Below are 12,280 nucleotides of genomic sequence, written 5' to 3'. Positions count from 1 at the left end.
GGCCAGTGCGGGGTAGGGCATGATGGAAATGTGAGCAACAACCTCCCGCGGACGCGGATGACCGGCCTTCAGCGGCGGAACCAGCTGATCGACGTCGGCCGCGGCCTCTTTGCCGTCCGCGGGCTGGATGGCACCACCATCGAGGAGATCGCTGCGTGCGCAGGCGTGTCGAAGCCGGTGATCTACGAACACTTCGGTTCCAAGGAGGGCCTCTACACCCAGGTGGTGGACTTCGAGTTCCACATCCTGCTCGACGCCATCAGCTCCGCTTTGGCCGAAGAGGCGAAGCCGCGGGTGCTGGTGGAACGCGCCGCGCTGGCCCTGCTCACCTACATTGAGGACCGCACCGAGGGCTTCCGGATCCTCATGCGCGACGCTCCCCCGTCCCAGCCGGAGGGTGCTTTTTCCACACTGCTCTCGCACGTCACCGCCCGGGTGGAGCACATCCTGTCCGATGAATTCTCCCGCCGCGGCTTCAGCGGCGAGGACGGCGCCATGTACGCCCAGATGCTCGTGGGCATGGTGGCCATGACCGGACAGTGGTGGCAGGACAGCCGCCAGCCGGACAAGAACACGGTCGCAGCGCACCTGGTCAACCTCGCCTGGAACGGCCTGACCGGGCTCAAAAAGGAACCTGAGCTGCAGTCCGAGGGGTAAGCGCCTTCGGGAGCGGGGCACCTGTCCTCTGCGTGCTGCTCCTTCGTCGCTTTGACGCACGCTGCCGGACAGCCACCCCACTCCCGTGTGCCGCCGCCTTTGTCAGCCGCCCAGGAGTTCCGAGGACTCCAGCCACTCCATTTCCAGGGCGTCCTTTTCGTCCGTGAGGTCCTTGAGCTGCCTGTTCTGGTCGGCGAGCTTGTCGAAGTCGCCGGCCTCGGTGGTTTTCAGCATCAGGTCGTGAAGCTTCTTTTCCTCCTGGTCCAGCTTCTTGAGCTGCCGCTCGATCCGGTTGAGGGTCTTGCGGGCCTCGCGCTTCTCGGCCTCGGAGGGACCGGACGCTGCGGCTGCCGTGGCGGCCGCCTGGCCGCCGCCGGTGACGGGGTTTCCGCCGCCGGCCACGGTGGATCCGGCGAGTGCGGCCTCGCGCAGCTCGAGGTACTGGTCCACGCCGCCGGGCAGGCCGCGGAGCTTGCCGTCGCCCAGCAGCGCCATCTGGTGGTCCGTGACGCGTTCCAGCAGGTAGCGGTCGTGGCTCACCACCACCAGGGTGCCGGGCCAGCCGTCCAGGACGTCCTCCACCGCAGCCAGGGTGTCGGTGTCCAGGTCGTTGGTGGGTTCGTCAAGCATCAGGACGTTGGGCTCGCCCACCAGCAGGCGCAGCAGCTGCAGGCGGCGCCTCTCACCACCGGAAAGGTCCCGGACCGGGGTCCACTGCTTCTGGTTGGTGAAGCCGAGCTGCTCCACCAACTGGCCCGCCGTGAACTCGCGGCCGCCCACGTTGAAGGACCGCTTTTCCCTCTCGATCACCTCGATGACGCGCAGGTCCGCGACGTCGTCGAGCTCCTTGACCTCCTGGGTGAGCACGGCGGTCACCACCGTCTTGCCCTGCTTGCGCTTGCCGGCGTCGGGGGTGATTTCGCCGTTGAGGAGTTTCAGCAAAGTGGTCTTGCCGGCGCCGTTGACGCCCACCAAACCGAGCCGCTCTCCGGGGGCGAGGCGCAGCGTGATGTTGTCGAAGAGCTTCCGTCCGCCGTCGCCGCCCTGGAAGTTGAGCGACACGTGCTCCAGGTCCAGGACGTCCTTGCCCAGGCGCGCCGTGGCCATCTTGTTCAGGGCCATGGAATCCCGGGGCGCCGGTACGTCCTCGATCAGGGCGTTGGCCGCCTCGATCCTGAACTTCGGCTTGGACGTCCGGGCGGGCGCACCGCGCCGCAGCCAGGCCAGTTCCTTCTTGACCAGTTGCTGGCGTTTGCTCTCCACCACCGAGGCCATCCGGTCGCGTTCGGCGCGGGCCAGGACGTACGCTGCGTACCCGCCTTCGAAGGGGTCCACGATCCCGTCGTGGACTTCCCAGGTTTTGGTGCAGATTTCGTCGAGGAACCAGCGGTCGTGGGTCACCACCAGGAAGGCGCCCTGGTTGGCCCGCCAGCGGGACTTCAGGTGCCGCGCAAGCCATGCCACCCCCTCAACATCGAGGTGGTTGGTGGGCTCGTCGAGCATGATGACGTCGTGGTCCTCGATCAGCAGCTTGGCCAGGGCCACGCGCCGCTTCTGGCCGCCGGAAAGCGCATGGACGTTGGCGTGCCAGTCGACGTCGGACACGAGTCCACCCATGATCTCGCGGATGCGGGGGTTCCTGGCCCATTCGTAGTCCGCCTGGTCGCCGACGATCGCAACACCCACGGTGAGGTCGCCGTCCAGCACGTCGCTCTGGTCGAGGTAGCCGATGTTGACGTCGCCGCGCTTGGTCACGCGGCCGGAGTCGGGGGTGGAGCGGAGCGCGAGCAGGCGCATCAGGGTTGATTTGCCGTCACCGTTGCGGCCCACCATGCCGATCCGGTCGCCCTCTTCGATCCCCAGCGTGACGCCGTCCAGGACGGTTCGGGTCGCGAAGGAGACCGAGAGGTTTTCGCCGCCAAGAAGGTGTGCCAAGGGAACTGCTTTCTGCTGCCCGTGCGGGCATTGCGCTGCTAGAGGAGGGTGTCGGAGATGATGCGGGCGCCGGGAACGGGGCCGTGGACGGCGAGTGCGGACAGGCCTTGGTGACCCAGGTCCTCCGCGAGGGCCGCGGCAGCCACGGAATCCTCGGCCAGCAGGGCCACGGTGGGACCTGATCCGGAGACGATGCCCGCGATGGCGCCGTGCGCTTCACCGATGCCCAGCGTATCGCGCAACGACGGGGCCAGCTCAATGGAGGCCCGCTGGAGGTCGTTGACCAGGACACGGCTGAGGGCTTCGGCGTCTCCCCCGCGCAGGGCGGCGAGGATTTGGGGGTCGACGGCGGTGGGCTCGTCCGCTGCCACGCCCTCGGCGTCGCGGAGCCTGTCCAGGGTCCGGAAAACCTCGGGGGTGGAGAGCCCGAAATCGGCAGTGACCAGCACCCAGTGGGTCTGTGCCTTGGCCAGCGCCGGGGACAGCTTGTCACCCACGCCCAGGCCCACGGCGGTCCCGCCGAGCAGTGAGAAGGGGACGTCGGCGCCGAGTTCGGCGGCGAGGTGCGCCAGTTCCTCACGTGAGAGTCCGCTGTCCCACAGTGCGTCGCAGGCCAGGAGGGTGGCTGCGGCGTCCGCGGATCCGCCGCCCATTCCGCCGGCCACCGGGACGCGCTTGGTGATGTCCAGGTGCACTCCGGTGGGGTGCTCGGAAACGTCAGCCATGATGGCTGCGGCCTTGTAGGCAAGGTTGCTGCTGTCCAGCGGGATGTCGACGGCGTCCAGGTCCAGGGTGCTGCCCGGGGCCAGGCTGATGGTGATGCCGGGAGTCTCCGTGCTGGTGGCAGCCACTTCCTCGTACAGGGAAACGGCGAGGTAGACGCTGGCCACGGAGTGGTAGCCGTCCGGCCGGAGCGGGCCGACGTCGAGTGAGACGTTGATTTTTCCGGGCGCCTTGACGCGGACGGTCCGGGCGGCCGACCGGTTGGCGGCGAAACTCACGCTTGGGCCTCTTTGGCTTCCGCGATCCGGGCGAACGCTGCAATGTCGATGACCTCGCCGCGCGCCGTGGGGTCCACTCCTGCGGCCACCAGGCAGCGTTCCGCTTCCGCCCCTCCCCCGGCCCAGCCGCTGAGCGCTGCGCGGAGTGTCTTGCGGCGCTGGGCGAAGGCTGCGTCGACGACGGCGAAGACCTGTTCCCGGGTGGCTTTCGTGGCCGGGGGTTCATGGCGGGTGAACGCCACAAGGCCGCTGTGGATCTTGGGCGCAGGCCAGAACACGTTCATGCCAATGACCCCGGCCTTGCGCATGTGGCTGTACCAGGCGGCCTTTACGGACGGCACGCCGTAGATTTTCGAGCCGGGGGTGGCGGCGAGCCGGTCGGCCACTTCGTCCTGCACCATGACGAGCCCGTGCTGCAGGCTGGGAAAGTGCTCCAGGAGGTGCAGGACCACGGGGACGGCCACGTTGTACGGCAGGTTGGCCACGAGCGCCGTCGGTGCCACGGGAAGTTCGGTGACCCTCATGGCGTCGGCTTCCACCAAGTGGAAGGTGTCGACGGCGGCGGGGCGCCACTCCGCCACGGTGGCCGGGAGCCGGGCGGCCAGGACCGGGTCGATTTCGACGGCGACAACCTGGGCTGCTGCATCGAGGAGTCCGAGGGTCAGCGAACCGAGGCCGGGCCCCACTTCAAGGACCGTCTCGTCGGCACCCACGCCGGCGGCCGCCACAATCCTGCGGATCGTATTGCCGTCGATTACGAAGTTCTGGCCGAGTGTCTTGGTGGGCCTGATACCCATTTCCCCTGCCAGCCGGCGAATGTCGGAGGCCCCGAACAGAGGGGCGGGCGCGGCGGCGTTGGGTTCAGTCACCTAGGTATCCTATCCCGCGGCGCCGGCCCGTCCCCGCCTGACCGGCGGGTTAACGGCCGAAGCCGGGCCCGGATATCCGGGCCCGGCTTCGTGACGGGGTGGCGTGGCCGGCAGATGCGCGGGTCAGCTGCTGGCCGCCCAGCCGCAGCCCCACGGCTGCAGGCCGCGCTGGGCGTACACGCGGTTGGCGATGTCGATCTGCTGCGCCTTGCTGGCAAGGCTGGCGTTGGGGGCGTACGCGCCGCCGCCCGAGCCGATCCAGGTCTGGATGTCGAACTGGAGGCCGCCGTAGTAGCCGTTGCCGGTGTTGATGCTCCAGTTGCCGCCTGATTCGCACTGGGCGATCTTGTCCCACATGGCTTCGTTCATCATGGCCGGGGCAGCGGCGCCGGTGTTGGTGCCGGCGGGGGCAGCGGCGGCCTGGGCCACGGGCTTGGGCTTGGTGCCGACGGTGACCTTCTCCGTGACGGGCTGGACGGAGACGGCTTCGGAGACCAGGGTGCGGGACGCTTCGCGGCCGTCCACGAGGACCAGTTTGAAGGTCTTCTCGAGCTTTCCGGCGGCGCCCGCCTGGGTCACTTCCTTTTCACCCTTGAGCAGGTCGGCGCTTTCGGTGGTTTCGGTCTTGAAGGGGACTTCCTCGGTGGTGACGGCGGTCTTGCCGTTCTCCACCCGGGACACCTTGATCACCATGTTGTTGACCACGTGGGCGTTGGCCGGCTGGGAGGTACGGTCGTTGGCACCGATGCTCACGCCGGCGTCCTTCAGGACATCACCCACCGTGGCGGCCGTTGTGGTGGTGGTGTTGACCTTGCCGTCGGCGACGACGCTGACCGACTTCGGCGTGGAGATGGAGACGTAGGAGCCTTCCACGGCGAGCTGGGCGTCCTTGGGAACGGACAGCGACGAGGTGCTGGCCACACCGAGTTCCGTGACCAGGCCGGCGACATCCTGGGCCGTGGTGTTCACGGTCTTCTCCGCGCCGTCCAGGCTGACCTTGACTTCCTTGGCCTGGTTGACGTTGATGACGGTGCCGTCCTGGACCGATGCGTCAATGGCCGGCGAAACCCTGTCAGCGGGCTTGAGTTCGATGTTGGCGCCCTTGACCACCTGGCCCACGGTGCCGCCAAAGGTCTGGACGGAGGAGACCTTGCCATCAACATTCAGCGTGATGGTTTTGTTATTGCCGACGAAGGCAACCAGCCCGACTACCAGGGTGCACAACACCAGCAGCTGGGCGCCGACCTTGAGGAAACTGATCTTGCCGTCCGATGTGAAGAACTTGACCACGATTGCCCGTAACTTTAGTTCCATCCGGGCACGGGGATCTGCGCAATAAAATGCCCGGTACTGCATCGAATCGGCAGTCCGGGCACCGTTGCGCCGCCACACTCCCGCCCGCGCCCAGGGCGGGACAAGGCCCCGGCACGTGGTGCTGACATGGAAGTAAATTACCCGCTGGCCTTCCCCGACCCCGGCTAATAGTTGTCCACTGTAACCGTAGCGTTATAAACCGACCAACAAATTTGCATACCAGGTATGTCCCTGGGCTGTCCGGAAACGGTGCCGCTCAGTCCCAGGATCCGTATGCCCGCACCGTATTCGCGCTGATCTGCGTGCACATCGCGGCGAGGTCGGTTCCTGTCAATTCGGCCATCGCCCGGACCGTGTACGGCACCATGTAGCTGGCATTGGGCTTGCCCCTGTGCGGATGCGGAGTCAGGAAAGGGGCGTCCGTTTCCACCAGCACGAGTTGCGGGTCCGCGACGGCGAGCGCCGAGCGCAGGTTCGCTGCATTCCGGAAGGTGAGGGTGCCTGCGAAGGACATGAACCAGCCCTCCCGGTTGCAAATGGCGGCGAGGTCCTCGTCGCCGGAGAAGCAGTGGAAGACGACCCGTTCGGGGGCGCCCTCCTCCTCCAGGACCTGGACGACGTCGTCGTGTGCGTCGCGGTCGTGGATCTGCAGCGCCAGGCCCAGCCGCTTGGCAATGTCGATGTGCCGGCGGAAGGAATACCGTTGATGGGCCAGGCCCTCGCCCTGGGTGCGGAAGAAGTCCAGCCCGGTCTCGCCTATGGCCCGGACCCGCGGGTGCGCCGCCAACTGTTCGATCTCCGCCAGCGCATCTTCGAGTTCCCCGCGTCCGGCGTAAAGCGGGGCATCGTTAGGGTGCAGCGCCACAGCGCCCAGCAGCCGGCTGTCCTGCTGCACGGCCGCCACGGTAAAGCGCGAGGACTCAAGGTCGCAGCCCACCTGGACCGCGCCCTGGACGCCCACAGCGGCTGCGGCATCCAATGCAGCGGCGATACCAACCGGCCCTTTCCCGTCCGGGAAATCCAGGTGGGTGTGGTTGTCCATTACCGGTACGGGCAGCGGCTCCGGTGCGGGTGCGTAGTGCCGTTTTGCGGCCGCACCGTCATCCGGGGAACCTGCTGCTTCGGGGGCGCGGTAGGCGTCGGGGATCTGCGGATTGCACATCACTCCAGCCTAGCCGCGCGGAAGCATCCGTTTTTGTGCGGAACTCTCTGTCAGCCGAAGCAGTTGTGTTAGTAGTCTGGTGGAAGCACATGCGAACGCCCACTGGCGGGCGAAGGCAGGGCTTGCTGTTTCGTCCAGGTAAAACCCGGACTGAAAGGTTGCCGATGGAATCGTACCGACGCACTGCCAACGATGTGAGCGCTGCGAACCGCAATCTGGCGGGTGTCGCAGACCCCGTCAGCCACCTGAACGGGCACCGTGCCGCGCCCATGGATCCGGAATCGTTCCACGACGCCAGCCAGCGGATCCTCGCAACGGTCAATACGGTGATTGACGGCAAGTCGGACGCGGCGGAGCTCGCGCTGACCGTCCTGCTGGCGCAGGGGCACCTGCTGCTGGAGGACGTTCCCGGCGTCGGCAAGACCCTCCTGGCCAAGACGCTCGCGCGGACCATTGACTGCACGGTCAACCGCATCCAGTTCACCCCGGACCTGCTCCCGTCGGATGTGACAGGCGTTTCCATCTACAACCAGTCCTCCCGGCTGTTCGAATTCAGGCCGGGTGCCGTTTTTGCCAACATCGTCATCGGCGACGAAATCAACAGGGCCTCGGCGAAAACCCAGTCCGCCCTGCTTGAGTGCATGGAGGAGCACCAGGTCACGGTGGACGGCAAGTCCTACCGGCTGAATGAACCGTTCATGGTGGTGGCCACGCAGAACCCCATAGAAATGGAGGGCACCTACCCGCTTCCGGAAGCCCAGCGGGACCGGTTCATGGCCCGGATCTCCATGGGATACCCGGACCGGGACGCGGAGATCGAGATGCTGGAAACCCATCAGGCTGTCTCCCCGCTGGCCAAGGTCACAGCCGTGGTCAGCGCGGCGGACGTCGCGGCGATGATCACCACGGTCCAGCAGGTGTTTGTTTCCCAGGCCGTCAAGGAGTACACCGTGTCCGTGGGCAGGGCCACCCGGGACAGTGCGCTGCTCCGGTTGGGTGCCAGCCCCCGGTCCATGCTCCAGCTGCTGCGCGCCGCCAAGGCAACCGCCGCGCTGGACGGCCGCGACTTCGTCCTGCCGGACGACGTGCTCCGGGTAGCCGAGGCCGTACTGGCCCACCGCATCATCCTGGACCGCAAGGCAGCCGGAGCCGGGGAGACGCCGCACACCGTACTGCAGGGCATCCTGCAACGGCTCCCGGTCCCGCAGGCTGCCGCGGACGCCGGCACCCGGCGCGGGACTTCGGTGGCGGGGCTGGGCACCCAGCGATAGGCAGCCGGACATGGCCCTCCTCGACAGATTGCCCCAGCATCTCTTCACAGCCCGGGGATGGGGCATGCTTGCCGCGGGCGTGTTCACCCTGGCAGCAGCCCAGGTGATGGGCCGCAGGGACCTCCTGACGCTCAGTATCCTGCTGCTGGTCCTGCCGCTTGTGTCACTGGCCGGGATCCGGCTGGTCAAGCCGCGCTTCCGGGTATACCGGGAATTCCATCCCTCACCGGTGGAAACCTCCTCCCCCACCACGGTCCGCCTTGCCGTGGCCCGCACGGGGGCGGGCGGCGGAAGGGCCAACATGGAGGAACGCCTGCCGCCCCGGTTCGGCGCCTCGCCGGCGTTCCGGTTCCCGTCCCGCTCCGCCGCCGGCGGCACCAGCAGGTACGAGTACCACTTGCGTTCGGCCCAGCGCGGACAGTTCCGGATCGGGCCGGTCACGGCGGAGTTCACCGATCCCTTCGGGCTTTCCCTGCACCGTCAGGCCATCGACGGCGGCGACACCCTCACCGTGACGCCGGCCGCCGTCGTCCTTCCTGCCACCGGGCTTGCCGGGGCACGGGGCAACGATGGCGTGACCGCAACGCGGACCCGGGCCAATCCCAGCGATGACGATGTCATGACCCGTGAATACCGGCACGGGGACCCCATGCGGCGTGTCCACTGGGCAGCGACGGCACGGCACGGCTCGCTGATGGTCCGTCAGGAGGAGTCGGTCACCACCCCCGAGGCCACCATCATCCTGGACCACAGGTTCGGGGCCTTTGCCGGCGGTTCCAGCGCCGTGCCGTCCAGGCAGGCAGGGCAGGCGGCCGCGGACGGTTACTCCATGGTGACCAGTGACACTTTTGAATGGTCAGTGGTCGCTGCCATGTCCATCAGCGCCCACCTTGGCGAACGGAATTACGGCCTGCGCTTCCTGGATGCCCGCGGCGGGCCGGCGTTCCTGCAGTCGCCTTCGGCGCCCGAACCGGAGTCAGAAGAGTACGGCGGCACGTCAGGGCTGCAGTCCATCGCCGAAAGCCTCGCGGCCATCCAGCTCTCCGGCCCGCACCATGGGCGGCGTGAGGCCGCGGCGGGGACGCTGCCCGGGAGCCGCGCCGCCTTTGTCCGCCCCCGCAGCCTGGCCGGCCAGGACAATGCGCCGGCCGCGTTCGATGACGGGCTGATGGACAAGTTGTCGGCCCACCGCATGCGCGGGCCGGTGATCGCATTGCTGGGCCGGTTGTCGGCTGAGGAGGCGCACGCCCTGGCACCCGCAGCCGGGTACGGTACCAACGCCTTCGCGGTCCTGGTGGCCGACAAGCCTGCCGAGCTCGCCCCGGTCCTTGAAACCCTGCGCCAGGGCGGGTGGCGGGCCGTGGCCGTCCCGCCTTCCGCTGGGATCGCGGCGGCCTGGGCAGCCTTCGATGAGGACGTCCCGCTGCCCCCTCCGGCAGCGGACGTCCGCCCCGGAGCGGGGGTGGCGCCATGACCGTGGCACCTGCCCGGTCCCCGGGAACCGGCACTGCGGGGACGCCGCCTGCCGGCAGGCCGGCGCGGGCACGCGCGGGCGCCTACCCCTGGGTGATGGCAGCCGCGATCACCTTGGCCGTCTGCGGTGCCGCGCTGTCCCTCAACGGGGTCCTCCGCGGATGGGGCTGGTACTGGCCGGTGGCTACCACGGTGGTAGTGGTGGCCTTCACGCTGGCAGGCCTGCGGGCACTCCGGGCGCAGCCCCTGCTGGTCACGGCCGGCGGGCTGCTGGCGCTGGGTGCGGTCCTGACGCTGACCTTCTTCCGGGGATCGAGCATCCTCGGCGTGATCCCCGGTCCGGGCACTGCGGCCGAACTGGACCGGCTGATCCGCCGCGCCAGCGAGACGGTCCTGTCCGAAACCGCCCCGGTGGCTCCCAACGTGGGGATCGTCATGGTGATCTGCGCGGTCCTCGGCCTCGCCGTCATCCTGGTGGACGCCCTCGCTGTCCCGCTGGGCATGCCGGCCGCAACCGGGGTGGGCCTGCTGGCCCTCCTGGTGGTGCCGGCCATGATCAAGCCGCAAAGCGTCGGTGTCTGGGGCTTCACGGTGACGGCGGCCGGGTATTTGACGATCCTGGCGTGCAGCCAGTGGTTCGCCCCTGATGTGCGCAGCCAGGCCGGTCCGGTCCGGAACCCGGGCCAGCTCCGGCGGGCAGCACTGACGGGAGCCGCCGCGCTGACGGCTACGCTGCTGGTGCCGCTGGCTGTGCCCGGCTTCGACCAGGGCACCTTTCCGCAGGGCTCACGCGTCAACCCGTGGGGAACCGGTACGGGGCTGAATCCCATGATCACGTTGGGCAACAGCCTGCGGACACCGGACGGCAGCGGGCGGATCACCTACGCCACCAGCGCCTCCACGCCCCTCTACCTGCGGTCCGTCACCGTGGACCACTTCGACGGCGAATCCTGGGGCCCGGACGACCGCACCGCGTCCCGGCTTCCCCTGGGCGGCCAGATCGACCCCGGCTACGCTGTGCTGACGGACGAACAGCAGCAGGTGACGGCCATCGACACCGGGACGTTCAGCAGCCCCTACCTGCCGGTCCCCTACGCCCCGGAATCCGTGCGTGGCCTGAACGGGCGCTGGACCTGGGATCCTGCGACCTTAAGCATCAAGGGTTCCGACGCCACCGCCTCACGCCGGCAGGAGTACCTTGTCACGTCGTCCGTGCCGAAACTTTCGGCCACGCTCCTGGAGCAGTCCTCTGCGCCGGTGCGGGATGTCCCGGACGACTTCACCAGGATCCCCGGCAATGTGCCGGAGATCGTGCGCTCCACCGCGGCCCGGGTCGCGGGAGCCAGCGCCACGCCCTACGGCAAGGCCATGGCCATCCAGCGCTACCTGCGCTCCGCGGAATTCACCTATTCCCTGCAGTCACCGGTGCAGGGTGGCTATGACGGAAACGGATTGTCGGTGCTGGCGGATTTCCTGCAGCAAAAGAGCGGATACTGCATCCACTACGCATCCGCGATGGCCGTGATGGCACGGCTGGAAGGGATCCCCAGCCGGATCGCCGTCGGCTACGCTCCCGGCCGGCTCACGGGCGGCACTGTGACGGTGGCCGGCCAGGGTGAATTGTCCGAGTATGAGGTGGACGCACGTGACGCCCATGCGTGGCCCGAGCTGTATTTCCAGGGACTGGGCTGGGTTCCGTTCGAGCCCACCCCCTCGCGGGGCGTGGTGCCGGATTACGCCAGCGAGGCATCGACACCGGCGGCGCCGGGCGCGGTGGAGAACAACGATGACCTGGTGCCTGATCCGGCCCCGGCGCCGACAGCCACTCCCAGCGCCACGCCGGCTCCTGCTCCCGGCGGGGGCGGCGGCGGCACGGATTCCGGCGCGCAGCTGCTGCCCTGGCTGCTGGGCACCGGCAGTGTCCTCGGTGTCCTCCTGCTGGCGGCCTCACCGCGGCTGGTGCGCGTGGGCCTGCGCTCCCGGCGCATTCGACCCAGGGACCCGGTGGAGGCGGTGCCCCAGGCCTGGAACGAGATCCTGGACCTTGGCGAAGACTACGGCCTGCCCCGGGACCCCCACGAAACCCCGCGGGGGTACGCCGCGCGGCTTCGGCAGTCACTGCTCGGTGAACCGGGCGGCATGGACGAAGCTGCCCATGCCGCTGTGGCGTCCGTGACCGCGGCGTTTGAACGGCACCGGTTCGGGCGGCCGTCCGCCGCGCCGGTGGGCTCCGCTGTCGTGGACTCCGCTGTCAAGGACGACGCCGGACGCTCACGGGACGCCGGACACTCACGGACCGCCGGGGGCCGGGACGGAGGTAATGCGCCCTTCGCCGCCGGTCTTGGGGCGCTTGAAGGGTCGCTGCGTGCGAACGCCGGGGCAGCCCGCCGATTCCGGGCCGCCTGGCTTCCGCCGTCGGTCATGGGCCGGCTGGGCAGGCTCGCCGCCGCACCGTTCCGGCTGGTTGGCCGGGCTGTGGCCCGCAGCGCGAAGGCCGCCGGGCGTGCCTGGACCGGGAAGTCCCGGCGGAGCACGCACGACGGCCTGCGCGGGCAGGGCGGCGGCTGATTTAAGCCGTACGCCTGCTTGCCTGCGGAG

The 12,280-nt window shown here is 68.6% G+C and carries 9 protein-coding genes; 4 read left to right on the top strand and 5 right to left on the bottom strand.

What is annotated here, in order from left to right; translation table 11 throughout:
- Nucleotides 1-30 precede the first annotated feature (30 nt).
- Nucleotides 31-657 (top strand): TetR/AcrR family transcriptional regulator, encoded by a 627-nt coding sequence (locus tag AS031_RS13700; RefSeq protein ID WP_058268708.1) that lies wholly within the window; start codon nucleotides 31-33, stop codon nucleotides 655-657.
- Between the two features lie 102 nt (nucleotides 658-759).
- On the opposite strand, the gene AS031_RS13695 is transcribed toward AS031_RS13700, so the two are convergent.
- The 5 genes from AS031_RS13695 to AS031_RS13675 form a co-directional block, all read right to left on the bottom strand.
- Nucleotides 760-2,592, bottom strand: coding sequence for an ABC-F family ATP-binding cassette domain-containing protein (locus AS031_RS13695; RefSeq protein ID WP_058268707.1), 1,833 nt, complete (start codon nucleotides 2,590-2,592; stop codon nucleotides 760-762).
- A gap of 38 nt (nucleotides 2,593-2,630) precedes the next feature.
- On the bottom strand, nucleotides 2,631-3,593 hold the full coding sequence (locus AS031_RS13690; RefSeq protein WP_058268706.1) for a 4-(cytidine 5'-diphospho)-2-C-methyl-D-erythritol kinase: 963 nt from the start codon (nucleotides 3,591-3,593) through the stop codon (nucleotides 2,631-2,633).
- Nucleotides 3,590-4,462, bottom strand: coding sequence for a 16S rRNA (adenine(1518)-N(6)/adenine(1519)-N(6))-dimethyltransferase RsmA (gene rsmA / locus AS031_RS13685; RefSeq protein WP_058268705.1), 873 nt, complete (start codon nucleotides 4,460-4,462; stop codon nucleotides 3,590-3,592). The genes AS031_RS13690 and rsmA overlap by 4 nt, the downstream gene beginning before the upstream one ends.
- Before the next feature lie 123 nt (nucleotides 4,463-4,585).
- Nucleotides 4,586-5,752, bottom strand: coding sequence for a resuscitation-promoting factor (locus AS031_RS13680; RefSeq protein WP_058268704.1), 1,167 nt, complete (start codon nucleotides 5,750-5,752; stop codon nucleotides 4,586-4,588).
- A 280-nt stretch (nucleotides 5,753-6,032) separates the two neighbouring features.
- Nucleotides 6,033-6,938: a TatD family hydrolase gene (locus tag AS031_RS13675; RefSeq protein WP_058268703.1), complete on the bottom strand. Its 906-nt coding sequence runs from the start codon at nucleotides 6,936-6,938 to the stop codon at nucleotides 6,033-6,035.
- A 164-nt stretch (nucleotides 6,939-7,102) separates the two neighbouring features.
- Between AS031_RS13675 and AS031_RS13670 the strand changes: the two genes are divergently transcribed.
- From AS031_RS13670 to AS031_RS13660, 3 genes are read left to right on the top strand one after another with little or no spacing between them, the layout of a single operon-like run.
- Nucleotides 7,103-8,209, top strand: a complete 1,107-nt coding sequence (locus AS031_RS13670; protein ID WP_058268702.1) for an AAA family ATPase — start codon at nucleotides 7,103-7,105, stop codon at nucleotides 8,207-8,209.
- 10 nt (nucleotides 8,210-8,219) lie between these two features.
- A complete protein-coding gene (locus AS031_RS13665; protein WP_058268701.1) occupies nucleotides 8,220-9,683 on the top strand; it encodes a DUF58 domain-containing protein in 1,464 nt (487 codons plus the stop codon).
- Complete coding sequence (locus tag AS031_RS13660) at nucleotides 9,680-12,250, top strand: transglutaminase TgpA family protein (RefSeq protein WP_058268700.1); 2,571 nt, start codon at nucleotides 9,680-9,682, stop codon at nucleotides 12,248-12,250. Before AS031_RS13665 ends, AS031_RS13660 begins: the two co-directional genes overlap by 4 nt.
- Nucleotides 12,251-12,280 lie beyond the last annotated feature (30 nt).

Source organism: Pseudarthrobacter enclensis (genome assembly GCF_001457025.1).
Classification (GTDB): domain Bacteria; phylum Actinomycetota; class Actinomycetes; order Actinomycetales; family Micrococcaceae; genus Arthrobacter; species Arthrobacter enclensis.
This window is presented reverse-complemented; position numbering and strand designations above follow the sequence as displayed.